General features: G+C 55.3%; 19 protein-coding genes. 5 read left to right on the top strand and 14 right to left on the bottom strand.

Annotation, left to right across the window (positions count from 1 at the left end; all coding sequences use genetic code 11):
- Positions 1-57: 57 nt before the first annotated feature.
- The 3 genes from trmB to AAIG26_RS14525 are packed head-to-tail and all read left to right on the top strand — an operon-like array spanning position 58 to position 1,878.
- Positions 58-777: a tRNA (guanosine(46)-N7)-methyltransferase TrmB gene (gene trmB, locus AAIG26_RS14535; protein WP_097406099.1), complete on the top strand. Its 720-nt coding sequence runs from the start codon at positions 58-60 to the stop codon at positions 775-777.
- Positions 777-1,103: a YggL family protein gene (locus AAIG26_RS14530; protein ID WP_017457568.1), complete on the top strand. Its 327-nt coding sequence runs from the start codon at positions 777-779 to the stop codon at positions 1,101-1,103. The genes trmB and AAIG26_RS14530 overlap by 1 nt, the downstream gene beginning before the upstream one ends.
- A 55-nt stretch (positions 1,104-1,158) precedes the next feature.
- Complete coding sequence (locus tag AAIG26_RS14525; RefSeq protein WP_343180830.1) at positions 1,159-1,878, top strand: DUF2884 domain-containing protein; 720 nt, start codon at positions 1,159-1,161, stop codon at positions 1,876-1,878.
- 188 nt (positions 1,879-2,066) lie between these two features.
- Here AAIG26_RS14525 and hemW read toward each other — a convergent pair whose 3' ends face one another.
- From hemW to AAIG26_RS14500, 5 genes are read right to left on the bottom strand one after another with little or no spacing between them, the layout of a single operon-like run.
- A complete protein-coding gene (gene hemW / locus AAIG26_RS14520; RefSeq protein ID WP_343180829.1) occupies positions 2,067-3,203 on the bottom strand; it encodes a radical SAM family heme chaperone HemW in 1,137 nt (378 codons plus the stop codon).
- Positions 3,196-3,789 carry an XTP/dITP diphosphatase gene (locus tag AAIG26_RS14515; RefSeq protein ID WP_020455170.1) on the bottom strand — a complete coding sequence of 198 codons (594 nt, stop codon included), beginning with the start codon at positions 3,787-3,789 and terminating at the stop codon, positions 3,196-3,198. The genes hemW and AAIG26_RS14515 overlap by 8 nt, the downstream gene beginning before the upstream one ends.
- Before the next feature lie 8 nt (positions 3,790-3,797).
- Positions 3,798-4,088 (bottom strand): DUF167 family protein YggU, encoded by a 291-nt coding sequence (yggU, locus tag AAIG26_RS14510; RefSeq protein ID WP_017457573.1) that lies wholly within the window; start codon positions 4,086-4,088, stop codon positions 3,798-3,800.
- Positions 4,085-4,651 carry a YggT family protein gene (locus AAIG26_RS14505; RefSeq protein WP_269231781.1) on the bottom strand — a complete coding sequence of 189 codons (567 nt, stop codon included), beginning with the start codon at positions 4,649-4,651 and terminating at the stop codon, positions 4,085-4,087. The genes yggU and AAIG26_RS14505 overlap by 4 nt, the downstream gene beginning before the upstream one ends.
- 18 nt (positions 4,652-4,669) lie before the next feature.
- On the bottom strand, positions 4,670-5,374 hold the full coding sequence (locus AAIG26_RS14500; protein ID WP_269231782.1) for a YggS family pyridoxal phosphate-dependent enzyme: 705 nt from the start codon (positions 5,372-5,374) through the stop codon (positions 4,670-4,672).
- 17 nt (positions 5,375-5,391) lie between these two features.
- Here AAIG26_RS14500 and AAIG26_RS14495 point away from each other — a divergent pair, with 17 nt between their 5' ends.
- Positions 5,392-6,372, top strand: a complete 981-nt coding sequence (locus tag AAIG26_RS14495; protein WP_343180828.1) for a type IV pilus twitching motility protein PilT — start codon at positions 5,392-5,394, stop codon at positions 6,370-6,372.
- Here AAIG26_RS14495 and AAIG26_RS14490 read toward each other — a convergent pair.
- A complete protein-coding gene (locus AAIG26_RS14490; protein WP_343180826.1) occupies positions 6,369-8,627 on the bottom strand; it encodes an FAD-dependent oxidoreductase in 2,259 nt (752 codons plus the stop codon). The genes AAIG26_RS14495 and AAIG26_RS14490 overlap by 4 nt on opposite strands.
- Positions 8,628-8,693: 66 nt before the next feature.
- On the opposite strand from AAIG26_RS14490, the gene AAIG26_RS14485 reads away from it, so the two are divergent.
- A complete protein-coding gene (locus tag AAIG26_RS14485) occupies positions 8,694-9,386 on the top strand; it encodes a hypothetical protein (RefSeq protein ID WP_044489482.1) in 693 nt (230 codons plus the stop codon).
- 153 nt (positions 9,387-9,539) lie between these two features.
- Here AAIG26_RS14485 and ruvX read toward each other — a convergent pair whose 3' ends face one another.
- From ruvX to metK, 8 genes are all read right to left on the bottom strand, one after another.
- Positions 9,540-9,956 carry a Holliday junction resolvase RuvX gene (gene ruvX / locus AAIG26_RS14480; RefSeq protein WP_017457579.1) on the bottom strand — a complete coding sequence of 139 codons (417 nt, stop codon included), beginning with the start codon at positions 9,954-9,956 and terminating at the stop codon, positions 9,540-9,542.
- The gene (locus AAIG26_RS14475) at positions 9,956-10,519 is read right to left on the bottom strand and encodes a YqgE/AlgH family protein (RefSeq protein WP_017457580.1); all 564 of its coding nucleotides are present in this window, start codon (positions 10,517-10,519) and stop codon (positions 9,956-9,958) included. The genes ruvX and AAIG26_RS14475 overlap by 1 nt, the downstream gene beginning before the upstream one ends.
- Before the next feature lie 120 nt (positions 10,520-10,639).
- Positions 10,640-11,587 (bottom strand): glutathione synthase, encoded by a 948-nt coding sequence (gene gshB / locus AAIG26_RS14470; RefSeq protein ID WP_097406108.1) that lies wholly within the window; start codon positions 11,585-11,587, stop codon positions 10,640-10,642.
- Positions 11,588-11,600: 13 nt separating this feature from the next.
- Positions 11,601-12,332: a 16S rRNA (uracil(1498)-N(3))-methyltransferase gene (gene rsmE, locus AAIG26_RS14465; protein WP_045512833.1), complete on the bottom strand. Its 732-nt coding sequence runs from the start codon at positions 12,330-12,332 to the stop codon at positions 11,601-11,603.
- An 81-nt stretch (positions 12,333-12,413) separates the two neighbouring features.
- Positions 12,414-13,112, bottom strand: a complete 699-nt coding sequence (gene endA / locus AAIG26_RS14460; RefSeq protein ID WP_343180825.1) for a deoxyribonuclease I — start codon at positions 13,110-13,112, stop codon at positions 12,414-12,416.
- Positions 13,113-13,199: 87 nt separating this feature from the next.
- Entirely contained in the window at positions 13,200-13,706 is a 507-nt protein-coding gene (locus AAIG26_RS14455) for a SprT family zinc-dependent metalloprotease (protein WP_017457584.1), read from the bottom strand.
- 80 nt (positions 13,707-13,786) lie between these two features.
- Complete coding sequence (locus AAIG26_RS14450) at positions 13,787-15,181, bottom strand: sugar porter family MFS transporter (RefSeq protein ID WP_020455160.1); 1,395 nt, start codon at positions 15,179-15,181, stop codon at positions 13,787-13,789.
- A gap of 402 nt (positions 15,182-15,583) precedes the next feature.
- Positions 15,584-16,738, bottom strand: coding sequence for a methionine adenosyltransferase (gene metK, locus AAIG26_RS14445; RefSeq protein ID WP_020455159.1), 1,155 nt, complete (start codon positions 16,736-16,738; stop codon positions 15,584-15,586).
- Positions 16,739-17,355: the final 617 nt, after the last annotated feature.

The following is a 17,355-nucleotide window of genomic DNA, read 5'->3' as shown; positions in this document are numbered from 1 at the left end:
GGCGATGAACTTTGGATAATGCCCGTTTCCTGAACACTCTCACAAGCAGATCACTTTATGAATAACGACGTCATTTCACCGGAATTTGATGAAAACGGCCGCCCGTTGCGCCGCATTCGCAGCTTTGTCCGTCGCCAGGGCCGCCTGACGAAAGGGCAGCAACACGCGCTGGATAATTACTGGCCGGTGATGGGCGTTGAGTTCACTGAGCAGCCGCTGGATTTCACAACGCTGTTTGGCCGCACAGCTCCTGTCACGCTGGAGATCGGTTTTGGTATGGGCGCGTCGCTGGTTGAAATGGCGAAAACGCGACCGGAGCAGGATTTCCTCGGCATTGAAGTACATTCGCCGGGCGTTGGCGCTTGTCTCTCCTCCGCACATGAAGAGGGCGTGGAAAACCTGCGCGTCATGTGCCACGACGCTGTAGAAGTGTTGCACAAGATGATCCCTGACAATTCTTTGAATATGGTGCAGCTCTTTTTCCCTGACCCGTGGCACAAAGCGCGTCATAATAAACGCCGCATCGTTCAGGTACCCTTTGCTGAACTGGTGAAAAGCAAGCTCAAGCTGGGCGGCGTGTTTCATATGGCGACTGACTGGGAAGCCTACGCGCAGCATATGCTGGAAGTGATGACTTCCATCGACGGTTACAAAAACCTGTCGGCGACAAACGACTTTGTGCCGCGTCCAGAGTCGCGCCCGGTAACCAAATTTGAACAGCGTGGCCATCGTCTTGGTCACGGCGTATGGGACTTAATGTTCGAGAGGGTGAAATAATGGCAACAAACCGCAGCCGTCGTTTGCGTAAAAAAATGCATATCGATGAATTTCAGGAACTGGGTTTTTCTGTTGCATGGCGCTTCCCGGAAGGCACCAGCGAAGAGCAGATTGATAAAACGGTTGATGACTTTATTCAGGAAGTGATTGAGCCGAACAAGCTGGCGTTTGACGGTAGCGGTTATCTGGCGTGGGATGGTCTGATTTGCCTGCAAGAGATTGGCAAATGTACTGAAGAGCATCAGGCCATCGTGCGTAAATGGCTTGAAGAACACCATTTGACCGAGGTGCGCGTGAGCGAACTTTTCGACGTTTGGTGGGACTAACTAAAACATAAGGGGCCAGCATTTGCTGGCCCGTTTTGTCTCTACAGGAGTTTTTATGATGCGCAAAACGCTACTGGCGGCGGCTCTAACGCTTACAGCATTCGCGGCTCAGGCCGACTATCAATGTAGCGTCACGCCGCGTGACGATGTGATCATCAACCCGCAAACCGTGCAGGTGAAAGGCGAGAACGGCAATCTGGTTATCACACCGGATGGCAACGTGATGTTCAACGGCAAACAACCGACCCTTAGCGCCGCTCAGCGCGAGCAGGCAAAAGATTACCAGGCAGAACTGCGCAGCGCGCTGCCGTGGATTGACAATGGTGCGCGTAGCCGCGTGGAGAAAAACCGCATTGCGCTGGATAAAATCATCGTCAAAGAGGTCGGTGAAAGCAGCAGCATGCGTAATCGCCTGACCAAGCTAGATGCGCAATTAAAAGAGCAGATGAATCGCATTATTGAGCATCGTAGCGATGGCCTGACCTTCCACTATAAAGCGATTGAGCAAGTGCGTGCGGACGGCCAGCAACTGGTGAACCAGGCGATGGGCGGCATTCTGCAGGACAGCATTAATGAAATGGGCGCGAAAGCGGTGCTGAAAAGCGGCGGTAACCCATTACAAAACGTCTTAGGCAGCCTCGGCGGTTTACAGACCGCTATCCAGAACGAGTGGAAAAACCAGGACGCGGATTTCCAGCAGTTCGGGAAAGATGTTTGTAAGCGTGTAGTGACGCTGGAAGAGAGCCGGAAGGCGTTAACCTCAGGACTTAAGTAACCGCAATCAGCAGCCTTCTTTGTACGAAGGCTGTGTTTTTTTACCTTCCGCGCCACTCTTTCTTGCTGTGCCTTCATCCTGACGGCGTTGAGCGGCGGGATTATGTTCTGTGGTGACAGGGTATTCTTTGGAATTGCCTGATAATTATCTGGCTGGCTATTCCAATAACCGAACAGCCAGCACCGGAATTATTCGGCAAGAAATAGTTCCAGCATGGAATTAAGAAATAATTTACCGTGTTCTGTTATCTGCCAGCTCTCTTCACTTTCCGTCAAATAATTCAGCTTCAGTGCTTCCTCAATTTGCGGGCGAATAACGCGCTCATCCAGGCCGGTATAGCGTGAGAAATCTGCACGCGGTGCGGGTTCAAGCAGGCGGAAACGGTTCATAAAGAATTCAAACGGTTTATCTTGCGTCTCCACATCGTGCTGCTTATCCAGGTAATTGCCCTGCATATAACCGCGTGGATGACGGGTTTTTGCCGTGCGCAGGATACGCCCATCCGGCAACGTCACTTTACCGTGCGCACCGCAACCAATCCCCAGATAGTCGCCAAAACGCCAGTAGTTGAGATTGTGCTGACACTGGTAGCCAGGTTTCGCGTAAGCCGAGGTTTCATATTGTTGATACCCGGCGGCGGTAAGGATCTGGTGGCCCTGTTCGAAAATGTCCCAGAGCGCATCGTCATCTGGCAGCACCGGAGGGCGTGAGCCAAACAGCGTATTAGGTTCAATGGTGAGCTGATACCACGACAGATGCGGCGGGTTGAGCGCAATCGCCTGGCGCAAGTCGTCCAGCGCTTCTTCCAGCGACTGATCCGGCAGGCCGTGCATTAAATCAAGGTTAAAGCTGCGTAGCCCCAGCCCGCCCGCCAGGTGCGCGGCGCGTTTGGCTTCCTGAGGGCCGTGAATACGCCCCAGGCGCTGTAACTTCGTTTTGCTAAAACTTTGTACGCCAATGGAAATGCGGTTCACGCCGGCACGCTGGTAGTCGACAAAGCGGTCGGCTTCCACGGTTCCGGGGTTGGCTTCCATGGTTATTTCTGCATCCAGTGCGAGCGGCAAACGCGCACGTACACCGTCCAGTAATGCTTGCATTGCCGGGCCAGAGAGCAGGCTCGGCGTACCGCCACCAATAAAAATGGTCTTTATTTCACGTCCCTGCGCGTAGGCGACATCGGCATCGAGATCGTTAAGCAAATGCTGAACGTAGTCGTCGTGCGGTACTTCGCCCTTTAATGCGTGGGAATTGAAATCGCAGTACGGACATTTCTGTACGCACCACGGAATATGTATATAAAGGCTCAGAGGCGGCAAATCAGCCATTACGCAGTGCTTCCAGTAACAGTTTCAACGCTTGTCCACGGTGGGAGATCGCGCTTTTTTCTTCGCGGGTGAGCTCCGCTGCGGTTTTGCCCTCAGCAGGGACAAAGAAAATCGGATCGTAGCCAAAGCCGCCGTTACCGGCAGGCTGCCGCGTAATCACGCCAGGCCAGCGGCCGTGGCACACCAGCGGGGTCGGGTCATCCGCATGACGCATATAGACCAGTACGCAATGGAATTGTGCTTTGCGCTCAGCGTCCGGCACATCTTTTAGCGCGTCGAGCAGTTTTTCCAGATTCTGCTGGTCGCTGGCATCAACGCCGGAATAACGGGCGGAATAAATGCCCGGCGCACCGCCGAGGGCATCGACAGCCAGGCCTGAATCGTCGGCAATCGCAGGCAGGCCAGTAACTTGCGCCGCGTGGCGCGCTTTGAGGATCGCGTTTTCAATAAACGTCAGGCCGGTCTCTTCGGCGGACTCCACGCCCAACTCAGTTTGTGCGACAACATCAAAGCCAAAATCATTCAGCAGCGAGGCCAGCTCGCGCACCTTACCGGCATTACCGGTAGCGAGGACAACTTTTTGCATAGCGGATCCTAATGTATCAGCGCCGCGACTTCCGTCGGGATCTGTTGCGGATGTGAGATTTTAATCTGTTTGTGGCGGCCCAGTTCGCCTTTTTCAATCACGACCTGGTTTTTCGCCACGCGGAACTGCTTAGCGAGGAATTTTACCAGGTGCGCATTAGCCTGGCCGTCCACTGGCGGGGCGGTGATGGCGACTTTTAACTCGTCGCCATGCAGCCCGATAATGGCGTCACGGCTGGCTTTAGGCTGAATATACAGCCGCAACACCAGCCCGTCTTCACAGGTAACAACGGCACTCATAGTGCCATCCACAGCCCCGGCAGCAGAATATCGCCGGTAGATTGCAGCAATTCCGCAATCCCCATATTCAGAACATACAGCAGCAGCACCAGAATCATCGGTGAAAAATCGATGCCGCCCATGGCCGGCAGCAGACTGCGGATTGGGCGCAGCAGCGGCTCGGTCAACTGCATGAGCACATACTCCACCGGGCTGCGTCCCTGACTGACCCAACTCATGATGGCCATAGCCAGCAGCACCCAGAAAATCATCAAGCCGATGGTTTTGAGTAAAATCAGCAGGGCGGAGGCCCAGATAATCGGCTGGAAGGTGATGACCATAAAGATCAGTATCGCTTTAATAAACGACAGAACAAAAGCAATCAGCAGCGAGGCGCTATCCAGCGGCCCCATCGCGGGCAGCACGCGGCGCAGCGGCCCGACAATCGGCTGCGTGGCCTTGACCACGAACTGCGAAAACGGGTTGTAAAAATCACAGCGTGCCCACTGCATCCAGACACGTAACAGCAGAACCATTGTGTAGAGTTCAATCACTGTCGAGAGCAGGAAAGTCAACGTCTTCATGGCGTTCCTCAGTTTTCCTTAATTTTTCGTGTAATCGCGCGCACCAAAAATGGCCGTACCAATGCGCACCATCGTGCTTCCCGCCGCAATGGCGGCGGTCATATCGTCGGACATGCCCAACGACAGGGTATCCACCGTCGGATAGCGTGTTTTCAACGCTTCAAATGCTACAGCCATTTGCCGTGCCACGGCAAACTGGCGTTCGTAATCAGTTTCCGGCGCAGGTATCGCCATCAACCCGCGCAGGCAAACGCCGGGTAGCTCGGCTACCTGAGCGGCCAGCGCATCCAGCTCGCTGAGCGCGATACCGGATTTGCTCTGCTCATCACTGATGTTGATTTGGATAAGCACATTCAGCGGCGCTAACGTTGCCGGGCGCTGCTCGCTTAAACGACTGGCAATACGCAACCTGTCTACCGTGTGGCACCAGTCGAAGTTCTCCGCCACCAGACGGCTTTTGTTGGACTGTAGCGGGCCAATAAAGTGCCATTGCAGACCCTGAACGCCCAGTTGCCTGAAGTGGTTAATTTTATCCACCCCTTCCTGAACATAGTTTTCGCCAAAAGCACGTTGCCCGGCGTCGATCGCTTCTGCGACAACGCTCGCAGGTTTGGTTTTGCTCACTGCAAGCAATGTCACTTCTTCTGAAGCACGGCCGCAGCGCGCTGCGGCGGCTGAGATTTTGTCCCGGACCTGTGCCAGGTTATGCGCAATATCGTTCATGATTCCAGGATGGCTATATGGATATAGAAGAAATAGTGGCGCTTAGTGTAAAGCATAATGTCTCGGATCTACACCTGTGCAGTGGCTCTGTGCCGCGCTGGCGGCAGCAAGGCCGTCTGGAACCTGCGCCGTTTGAAATAGCGGATCTCGCCGGGCTGATTGATTTGCACCTCAATACGGCTCAGCAGCGTCTGTGGCGAGAGCGGGGGCAGGTCGATTTTGCCCTGACGACAGCCGCGGGGCACAGGCTGCGGGCAGGAGCCTTTACGCGTCACGGAGGTGTTTCGCTGGCGTTACGCTTGCTACCGCAAAGCTGCCCACTGCTCAGCGAGCTGGACGCCCCTGCGCCCCTGAGCGAATTACTTGGGCGGGAAAACGGCCTGATTCTGGTGACGGGCGCGACCGGCAGCGGCAAATCCACCACTCTGGCAGCCATGGTGGATTATCTGAATCAGCATAACGATGCGCATATTCTGACGCTGGAAGATCCGATCGAGTTTGTTCACACCAGCAACCGCTGCCTGATTCAGCAGCGGGAAGTGGGTCTGCATTGCATGTCATTTGCCGACGGCCTGCGCGCGGCGCTGCGTGAGGATCCGGATGTGATCCTGCTCGGTGAGTTGCGCGACAGCGAGACCATCCGTCTGGCCCTGACCGCCGCAGAAACCGGGCATCTGGTGCTGGCGACGCTGCATACGCGCGGTGCGGCACAAGCGGTAGAGAGGTTGGTCGATACCTTTCCGGCGCAAGAAAAAGATCCTGTGCGCAGCCAACTGGCGGGAAGCCTGCAGGCGGTGCTGGCGCAAAAACTTGAGGCGGACAAGCGGGGAGGGCGAGTGGCATTATTCGAGTTGCTGATCAACTCTCCGGCGGTGGCGAGCTTGATCCGCGAAGGCAAAACCCACCAGTTGCCCGGCGTAATGCAAACCGGGCAACAGGTGGGGATGCAAACCTTTGCACAAAGCCACCAACAGCGAGTGCTGCAAGGCTGGCTTTAGCGGATGTTTAGCGAGTAAACCGCAGGCAGCGCGCCCGCCGTTTTCAGGATCTCCAGCCTGACGCTGCGCACCGCTAGCGGCACTTCGAGCCTGTGCTGGCACACCGAGTGGTGGTTATTATCTACCTCGGCCAGGAGCTGTTCATCGGCCCACAGACGGTAGTGCGTGATGCAATGCGGCGTTACAGCATAGTGGTGGCCCATCTGGACCGACTCCATCGCGTTATCGAAGTCGTTGTCCTGCACCAGCGTCAGATGCCGCAGCGTTTGCGGCTCCGCCCAGCGCCAGATGATCTCCGGGGCGACATCATCTGCGGCCGGTGTCCATGCGTTGATTTGCTGCTCCGGACGCAAGCGGCCATTTAATACATTCTGCGCACACCAGCCATTCAATGGCTGGCTGAAGCGCAGGGCGGGGAAGATCTGCTGCGGATGGCGGCGTGGCAGCCAGAAATCGAACTCGTCGACGCCATAATCGCCATCTGCGACCTGCCGGGTGTGTTTTGCCACACGGGCGTTAAGGCTGTTAAAGACCGTCATAAGACCTGGCAGGTGGGTATTCGTGAGCGCAATTTCGATATTTTCCTGCGCTTCGAAAGCGACAAATACGTACTGATCGCGATCGCTTTGCCACTGGAAGGCCAGGGTGTGCTCTGCTTCGCCGGAGACCTGAAGCGCGTTTTCGTCGTATTGATAGTCCGGGGTGAAGTTCCCGGCGCGTGCACTGCCAAGCAGCGAAACCGCCAGTGGCTGCGGTGTTGATGCCCGTAAACGCAGCGTCATTTCGGGCAGTTGCGCGCCTGCGCGTACGGGTAACAGTATCGCCATGCGCTCCGAAAGCGACTGCCAGCTGCCGTTGGGTTCCAGCTCGCTCAGTTGGTATTCGCTGCTGGCGCTGACGGTGGCGCCTTGCGCCGGGTCGTTCAGCCACTGGCGTGGGATATAACAGCCAGTGGCCTGTAAATGTTGCTGCAAAGCGCTGATATGCTCCCGCTGCGCCAGTTCACGCGGCAGCAGGTTAAGTGCTTTACACTGCGCAGCGGCGCGTCCGACCACTTCGCCCAGCAGACCGCAGGTACACATTACGCGGGCGCTGCCGAAGGCGACATGCGAGGCGGAGATGAGCCGCCCGGTAAGCAATAAGTTATCGAGCGAGCGGCTGTAGAGGCTGCGAAACGGAATGGTGTAGGTGCCTTTGCTGTGAAACTGCCGACAGCCGTCGTGGGTGCTGTACACGCCATCAGCCGGGTGCAAATCTATCGACCAACCGCCATAACCCACGGCGTCATAGTGATCGCGTTGCTCAATAATGTCCTGCTGGCACAGCAAATGATCGCCAAGGAAACGGCGGCTTTCACGTTTGCCGGGGATCGCGCCGACCCATTCGATAGTCATACTGGCAGCTTCAGGGAATTCGCCAGAGTTTTTAATATGATCCCAGACGCCCCAGACAATCTTCCACAGTTCCCATTTGATCTCTTCACTTTCGTGCACGGTATCGAGGCGGCCTCCCCACTCCAGCCACCATAAATCGCAGCCGTTCAGTGTTGACGTCAGGCGCTTGTAGCGCGGGATTGCGGTGATATCTCTCAGGGCGAAAGAGGGGGGAACAAACTTGACCGGCCCGGCGGTTTGCTTCGTGTAGAAATAGATGGAGTGGCCCAGCTTATGACCAAAATTGTCACCGGGCGCCATTTTTTCACCCAGTTCTTCCGCTTCTTCCGCGCCTTCACGGTATTCTGCGCCCGCCAGAAAACCGAGCACGCCGTCGCCGGTAGCATCGCAGAACTGCGCGGCGCTTACGCTGTAAAAGGTCTCGTTAATCGGGTTGAAGGCTTTTACCGCAGTGAGGGCATTTTCCGTTTTTTCGACCTCAAAGACGGCGGTATTGAGCAGCAATGTCAGCCCCGGCTGGCTTTTGGCAAGATCCAGCAGCACGAGGTCGAACATCACCGGGTTTCCCTCTTTGTTCCGCCAGAGGTTCTCTTCCATGATTTCGCCCATGATGCCGCCTTCGCGTGCCCAACGGTTATTATTACCCATATGGGAGGTTGCGCCGTTGGCCCACAGACGCACTTCGCTGGAGGCATTTCCGCCAAGCACCGGTCTGTCCTGAACGAGCACCACTTGCAAGCCGTCTCGCGCTGCCGCCAGCGCGGCGCAAAGCCCCGCCAGCCCGCCACCCGCAACTAACAGGTCTGCCTGCAGTTGCTGCGTTGGAAATGTTCTGGCATCGGTTTGAGGAAAGATTTTCATAACCTTGTTTCCTTCTTTACTGGCGGTAAAATCGGTTTTTCGAGCAACCTGAAAAGTGAACCTGCAATGTCTTCACAACCCAATCAAAGCCTGATCGACGGCATTCGCTGCCTGCAGTATCTGGTTTCCAGCGATCGCGCCATTGGCTGTCGCGAACTGGCTCGCCTGATGGGCATTAACACAACCCGTGTAAACCGGTTGTTGATGACCATGGCTTCTATTGGCCTGACGATGCAGGACGCACAGCGCCGCTATCTTCCCGGTCCCGGTATCCATGCGCTGGCAGCGCAGGCTATTCGTGGTTCGGCACTGTTTTCCCAGGCGCTGCCACTACTGGAAAGCCATGCCCCGAAAGATATCGTGGTGGCAATGGGCGTGCTCTGGGAGGATCAGGTGATCTATATCTATCACTCCGAGCCCGGTAGCCAGGTCAGCCAGGCGTTGGCTGGTTTTCATATGCTTCCGGCCTGGCAGTCCGTCATCGGCATGGCCTTACTGGCGGCAGAAAGTGATGAAACCCTGCAACAGCGCTTTAGCGAAGAGCAGTGGCGACTGCTTGGTCCGCATGTTGCCGAGCAACGCGAGCGCGGCCATGTGGTCTGGCACCATGATGACGGAGAAGTCTCGATGGCAAAACCGCTTGGTGCGCACTCCGCCGCACTTGCCTTTGCCGGAATGTGGCACGTTGACGACACGGTAGTGGACACACGGCTGCAGGCACTTCACGCGCTGGTCGAACGCCTGACGGAAAAATCCTGACGCTGGCTAACGCCACTATGTTTCTTTTATAGAAACACGCGATGAAATGCAAAAAGCACAGCCAGAAACTGTGAGAATGATCGGCAGAAAGCCGCGAACAGGTCGCGGCTTTCGTCGGGTCAGGAACAGGGAGAACGGCTGGTCGGGACAGGTTCAGAAATGTTGTTCGAAGTAGCTCTCAAGGATGATGACTGCGGAAGCGGAATCGACACTTCCTTTGTCGAGCGCGCGAAAACCGCCGCGTTCAAACAGCCCGGCGCGGGCTTCTACGGTGCTTAAACGCTCATCATGCAGCGTCACCTGCACGCCAAAACGGCCATGAACTTTGTTGGCAAAGTTACGGGCACGGGCGGTGAGGGGTTGCTCGGTGCCGTCCATATTCAACGGCAAACCCACAATGACAGACTCGGGCTGCCACTCTTTTAACAGCTTTTCGATAAGCTTCCAGTCCGGTGTGCCGTCCTGCGCTTTCAGCGCGCTGAGTGGGCGAGCGGTGCCCGTTATACGCTGCCCGATGGCAACGCCAATGCTTTTGGTACCGAAATCAAAGGCTAACAGGGTTCCGCTCATCAGGCGTGCCCTGCCACGCCAGGCATGGTAGAGATATCGATACCGATAAGCTTGGCCGCTTCACGCCAGCGATCGGCGATCGGCGTTTTAAACAGAATGTTGAGATCCGCAGGCGCAGTGAGCCAGGCGTTATCAAGGATCTCCTCCTCAAGCTGCCCTTTCTCCCACGAGGCATAACCCAGCGCTACCAGCACTTCGCTCGGTTGCTCTGCCGTGCCAAGCGTCTCCAGCACATCGCGCGAGGTGGTGATCACGGTGTTATCCGACACGCGAATGCTCGACGAGAATGCCGCTGGTGGCGTATGCAGAATAAAACCGCGATCTTCGGCCAGCGGGCCGCCAAGCAGCACCGGTTTATCCAGGCGGATTGCCGGATCGCGTTCTGTGGGCTGGATTTTGAGTTTTTCCAGAACACCTTCCACTTTCAGGTTTTCCAGAGGCTTATTAATAATCAGCCCCATCGCACCTTCATCGTTGTACTCGCAAATGTAAACCACGGAGCGACGAAAGAGGGGATCCTGAAGAGCAGGCATGGCAATAAGAAAGTGATGCTGTAAATTCATTGTCAGAGGTTCTGTTTCCTGGTTCAAAAAAGCGACAGCTTAGTATGGGGGGAAAGCGGAGTGCTGTCACTAGCCAAAGCTGGCGAGGGGCGGGATCCGTCCCGCACCTTTCTATGACAGTTATTTTCCGAGGCGTTTCTCGATAGCGTCCATCAACATACCGGTAATTGAGATCGGGAATTCCGCTTCGATTTCGCGTATGCAGGTCGGGCTGGTGACGTTAATTTCGGTCAGGCGATCGCCGATAATATCCAGGCCGACAAAGATCAAGCCTTTGGCTTTCAGCACCGGCGCGACTTTACGCGCGATAGCCCAGTCGCTTTCGCTTAATGGACGCGGTTCGCCGCGTCCACCTGCGGCGAGGTTACCGCGAGTTTCACCGCCCTGCGGAATGCGTGCCAGACAGTAAGGCACCGGTTCGCCATCAACGACCAACACACGTTTGTCGCCATCTTTGATGGCGGGCAGGTAGTTTTGCGCCATGCAGTAGCGGCTGCCCAGCTCTGTGAGCGTTTCGGCGATAACCGAGAGGTTTGGATCGCCCTCTTTAACGCGGAAAATTGAGGTACCGCCCATGCCGTCCAGCGGCTTAAGAATGATGTCGGTGTGCTTCTGCCAGAAGGCTTTTAACTGTGCTTTGTTGCGCGTAACCAGCGTTTCCGGGGTTAACTCCGGGAACCAGGCGGTGAACAGTTTTTCGTTGCAGTCGCGCAGGCTCTGCGGTTTGTTAACGATCAGCGTACCTTTTTCTTCCGCGCGTTCAAGGATATACGTCGCATAAATATATTCGGTATCGAACGGCGGATCTTTACGCATCAGGATGGTGTCCAGCTCAGCGAGAGCAAGATCCTGTTCGCTGCCGAATTCATACCATTTGTCGTAATTGTGTTCGACGGACAACGTGCGGGTACGGGCGCGGGCTTCACCGTTAATCAGATAAAGATCCGCCATCTCCATATAGTGCAGCTCGTAGCCGCGGCGCTGAGCTTCCAGCAGCATGGCGAAGCTGGAGTCTTTTTTGATATTGATGTCCGCGATGGGATCCATCACGATACCGAGCTTGATCATTCTGCTTCTCCTTTCAACCCAGGTCGCCGAAGCGCACCTGAAGCGCGGTGATGGCGGTAAGCGCCGTAGTCTCTGTGCGTAGCACACGGGGGCCTAACAAAATATCTGTGAACTGATAACGCGCGGTCATCGCAATCTCGTCGGCGGATAACCCGCCCTCCGGGCCAATCAGTAAGCGCACGCGTTCAACGGGCAGCGGCAGCGTGTTAATGCTCTGGCTGGCACGCGGATGCAGGTTCAGCTTTAAGCCTGTTTCCTCTTCGGCGCACCAGGCTTCGAGATCCATGGCCGGACGTATTTCCGGCACCCGGTTGCGGCCGCACTGTTCACAAGCGGCAATGGCAATTTTTTGCCACTGCTGAAGCTTCTTGTTCAGGCGTTCAGCATCCAGTTTAACCCCGCAGCGCTCAGAAAAAAGTGGCGTAATGAGGCTTACCCCAAGCTCAATCGATTTCTGGATAGTGAATTCCATTTTTTCACCACGCGACATCACCTGGCCGAGGTGAATATGCAGCGGCGATTCACGATCGTCCACTTCACTGCCAAGAATTTTCACCACCACGCTTTTTTTATCGGCGCGGATAATTTCGGCCTCAAACACCTGATTGGAGCCGTCGAAAAGCTGAATGGCCTGGCCTTGGCCCATACGCAGCACGCGGCCGACATGGTTGGCGGCATCTTCGCTGAGGGCGATATCATGGCCTGGCTGGATAAGTTCTGGGTGGTGGATGCGGGGAATGCGCATGGTATTTCGAATCCGCTTAGGTTGCAGCCCCGGCCGGGATTAACGGGCGGGGCGGACTGTAACAAATGCCGCTAGTGTAGGTTAGCTCTTTCGCGCCATGCAAGCGCGCTGCACGTAAGGGTTATGGTTGCCCTGCACGTTGGCGATGCGCTCGTCACGTTTGCACTCCCAGTCGGTTACCGGATAAAGCTTGTCCCAGGCGGTGAAAAGCTGCGTTTGCTGGCGTGAAAGGCTGAGTTGGTACTGGTCACGCATATAGAAATAGGTACGGGCAATCGCACCGCGAGCGCGTTCCGGCGGCTCGGCGAGTTTTTCTTTGAAATCGATTTTCATGCCGCACTGGCCATACTGGTTTTCACCGCCGTTCCATTGACCGTACATAAAGTTGCCGCGATCGCCGTTTACCTCGCCGACGGCGGGTTGCAGGTTGTGCATATCGCTTTCGATTTTACGGTACACCGGATCGTTGGCGCAGTTTTTACGCCCGCCATCCTGCCAGCACTGGCGCAGATGGCCGAACTGCCAGGCGGGCATGACATGTTCCCATTCGACCCGGCTGGCGCGGTTTTCGTTTTTACGCACCTGATAGCCGCAAGACGCGAGGTCGATAACCCCTTTTTTACCCTGCCAGTTAATTTTACAGCCGCAGTAAAAATCTCCCGGCACATCGGCGTTAATTTTGACGCCCGCTGCTTTGGCCTGGGCAAAACTGTTGATACCGTCCGCTGCGAAGGCGGGAACTGCTATCAGCGCGAAGAAGAGTGAGATAAAACGAAACATGGCGAACTCCCTGTCAAAACGAGTTCGCAACGTAGCGGAAGCTGTTGCCTGATGCAATCAGTTCGCGCGGAAAACTTCTTAATGGATTCAGTTACTCGCGCCGGCAGCCAGCGGCTCGCCGCAGTGTACGCAGCGGTAAACCGCCTCGCCGCGCAGCACGCGATTGTGTCGCCGTACCGTTAACTGGTGCTGCTGGCATTTGCAATGGTATGGGAAAGTATTGGGCCGCACAGATTCCAGTTCGAACTGATGTGTGCGGCGAGCGGGCACACCGAGCACGCTCTCCATCATCCACTTCCACTCTTTACCGTGCGGCGCGACGCGACCAAAGTGCTTCCACACCAGCAAGTGGGCAAGCTCGTGAGGAACCACCTCTTCAATAAACGCCTGCTGGTTTTCGAGTAGCAATACGGGGTTAAGTCGGATCTCGTAATCAGCCAGCCAGGCGGTGCCTGCCGCCGTGCCGCGCTGTTGATATACCAGTTTCGGTTCCGGGTAGTTGCGCCCCAGTTTCAGGTTCGCCTGCGCGAGTTTATCCCGCAGGCTGCGCATCACGGCTTGCTGAAGAGCGATTGGAAGACGGGGAGTTTTCATAAGTGCAGAGAATAGGTGGGGCGGGGCGGGAGTGCAACAGGCAAAAAGCAAAGGCTTCCTCCGCAGAGGAAGCCTTAAGGTTAGTTGTGGGAACCAATCTCGCGCAGCGGGCGGCCACGCATCAGGTTACGCTCAATGTGCTCCAGCGAAACATGTTTGGTTTCCGGCACCAGCCACAGCGTCAGCACGATGAACAAGACGTTCAGACCGCCGTAGACCCAGAAGGTGTTGGCGTTGCCCAGCGTGTTCAGCATGGTCAGGAAGGTTGCGCCGACAATCATGTTGGCAATCCAGTTGGTCGCGGTGGAGCAGGTGATACCGAAGTCGCGGCCTTTCAGCGGCTGAATTTCGGAACACAGCACCCAAATCAACGGACCGGCACTCATGGCAAAGCCAACAATAAACATCAGCAACATGGCAACAGCAAAGTATTGTGCCGATGGCGAATGGATACCCAGATGCAGCATGGTACCCAAAATGCCCATACCAGCCGCCATCACCAGGAAGCCCAGCACCAGCGTGGGTTTGCGTCCCCAGCGATCGACAAGACCGATGGCAATAAAGGTCGCCAGTACGTTAGTCAGACCGACGATCACCGTGCCCCACATCTGCTCAGTGGTATTGGTGTAGCCCGCCAGTTCAAAGATCTTCGGCGCGTAATACATGATGACGTTCATCCCGGTGAACTGCTGCATCACCTGCAACAACACGCCAAGGAACACCGCGCGGCGGAAGTTGCTGTTCTCTTTGAACAACGCCCAGCCGGTCTGTTTTACCTGCAGGCTTTCGCGGATCTCTTCCAGCTCGTTTTTCGCTTCGGCGCTGGTATCGCGCAGGCGCAACAACACGCGTTCGGCATCATGGAAGCGGCGCTTGGCGGCAAACCAGCGCGGACTGTCCGGCAGGAAGAACACGCCAATCAGCAGCAAAATCGCCGGAATGATGATAACGCCCAGCATCCAGCGCCATGCGCCGCTATAGCTGAACGCGGTGTCAGAGAGATAAGCGCCCAGGATCCCGATAGTGATCATCAACTGATACATGGAAATCATGCTGCCGCGAATTTTTTCCGGCGCGATTTCAGAGAGATACAGCGGCGCGGTATAAGAGGCAATACCAACCGCCAGACCGAGCAGTACGCGGGAAATAATCAGCACTTCCACGTTTGGTGCGGCCGCAGAACAGAGCGAACCGATGACAAACAAGATCGCGCCAATCATCAGGCTTTTTTTACGCCCGAGGCGCCAGGAGAGCCAGCCGCTGCCGACGGCGCCAACGGCGGCACCGAACATCATTGAGCTGACCACCCATTCCTGCGTGTGTGCGCTAATCTGAAAATCTTTGGTAATAAAGGGCAACGCACCAGCGATTACCCCAATATCCAGGCCAAAAAGCAGTCCTGCCAGTGCAGCGAGGAAACAAACAAAGAAGGTCATTGCCTTGTTTGAATACCCCTGTTTTTTATTGTCAGGCATTATGCCCTCCATTCATGTCATTGGTTTTTTCGATGTAAAAGGTAGGCCACTCATCACTAAAAATACGTGATTTACATCACATGAGTGTAATCGGTTACATTGCAATAAGGCCATCAATGTAAATAAAAGTGTTAATTATTATAGAATTGTTGGGCGGTAAAGGAGAGGGGGCGCGGTGAGTTTCAGACTAAACCGAAACGGAATGTAACAGTCATGTTATGTTCTTTTTTCAAAAGGAAAAGTCTGAAAAATCAGCGAAGCGCAGCGGTGTAATCGCTTTCAGATAAATGCGCTGTGGGATAAGTGAGTATAGGCGCTGGAAAAAATCGCGGCGGAATGAACCGGTGTCAAAAATAAAAAGGCCAGCACAAGGCTGGCCTGAACGGCAACGCGGTCAGAGAATTATTCCAGACCGGCAGCTTCACGCAGCAGCGCCGCTTTGTCGGTTTTTTCCCATGGGAAAGTTTCACGACCAAAGTGACCGTATGCGGCGGTTTGTTTGTAGATCGGGTGCAGCAGATCCAGCATCTGAATCAGTCCGTACGGACGCAGATCGAAGAACTCGCGCACCAGCAGCGTCAGCTGTTCGATGGCAATTTTCTCCGTACCGAACGTTTCCACCATGATGGAGGTCGGTTCAGCCACGCCGATAGCGTAAGAAACCTGGATTTCACAACGATCGGCAAGGCCTGCCGCAACGATGTTTTTCGCCACGTAACGCGCAGCATATGCCGCAGAACGGTCAACTTTTGATGGATCTTTACCGGAGAATGCACCGCCGCCGTGACGAGCCATGCCGCCGTAGGTATCAACGATGATTTTACGCCCGGTCAGACCGCAGTCGCCCATTGGACCACCGATAACGAAACGGCCAGTCGGGTTGATGAAGAATTTGGTTGAGGCGTTCAGCCATTCGGTCGGCAGGATCGGTTTGATGATCTCTTCCATCACCGCTTCTTGCAGGGATTTCTGATCGATCTCTTCTGCGTGCTGAGTAGACAGAACTACCGCGTCGATGCCGACGATTTTGCCGTCGTCATACTGGAACGTCACCTGGCTTTTCGCGTCCGGACGCAGCCACGGCAGCGTGCCGTTTTTACGCACTTCAGCCTGGCGCTGAACCAGACGGTGAGCATAGGTGATCGGTGCTGGCATCAGCACGTCGGTTTCATTGGTCGCATAGCCAAACATCAGGCCCTGGTCGCCAGCGCCCTGTTCCAGCGGGTCTGCACGGTCAACACCCTGGTTGATATCCGGAGACTGTTTACCAATTGCGCTCAGTACGGCGCAGGAGTTCGCGTCAAAGCCCATGTCAGAATGCACATAGCCGATTTCACGGACGGTGTTACGGGTGATCTCTTCGATATCTACCCACGCGCTGGTGGTGATTTCGCCACCTACCAGTACCATGCCGGTTTTGACGTAGGTTTCACAAGCAACGCGTGCTTTCGGATCCTGCTCAAGGATAGCGTCCAGCACGGCATCGGAAATTTGGTCAGCGATTTTGTCAGGATGCCCTTCAGAGACGGACTCGGACGTAAAAAGGTGTTTTGCCATAGTAAGTTTTCACCCTGGAGTAATACGGTTAGCTCGAATTCTGTGTCCGGAGGTCTTCGCGTCTGGCGGACGCGGACTGCAGAAGGTGACACATGAAGTCTGCGTGTTAATCGGTCTGCGCATACATTCTTCACGTATGGACGGATTAACATCTGGATGGCTATTCTAGGTTAATTCTTGACCCTAATGCCAGCGTTTTTTGATGCTCGCCACATCCTGTCACAAATAGTGACGGAAAATTTTCCTGGCAATGCGGCAAACACAGCTTTTTTATTTTGCATTTTCACCCCGTTCTCGGTATAAAACGCCGCGCGCGGCTCATTAAAAAAGCGCACGGCAGAAACGCTGTGTCGCCACTTCCAGCCGGGTTAAGCAGTGAATTTAATGGCTTTGGCTTGTCGCGGGTCTTAACGGCTTGCGTGGAGGTGATAAGAGATAATGAAGCGCTGTTTTCTACAGGACCTGTCGCGTCGTTCTGACGTGCGTTTATTCCCCGCAACCTGCATTTCAAATCTGCAAACCTGCCGATGTTATACCCATTTCGGCGCTTCTCAGGACTCCAGAGCCGGTAAGGCATTGTGATAACTGAACAAGGGCTCTCCTGTTAGATCAGGGGT

This window comes from Kosakonia sp. PSU_27 (assembly GCF_039409795.1).
GTDB lineage: Bacteria > Pseudomonadota > Gammaproteobacteria > Enterobacterales > Enterobacteriaceae > Kosakonia.
The sequence above is the reverse complement of the archived record's forward strand: the minus strand, read 5'-3'. Positions and strand labels throughout refer to the sequence as shown.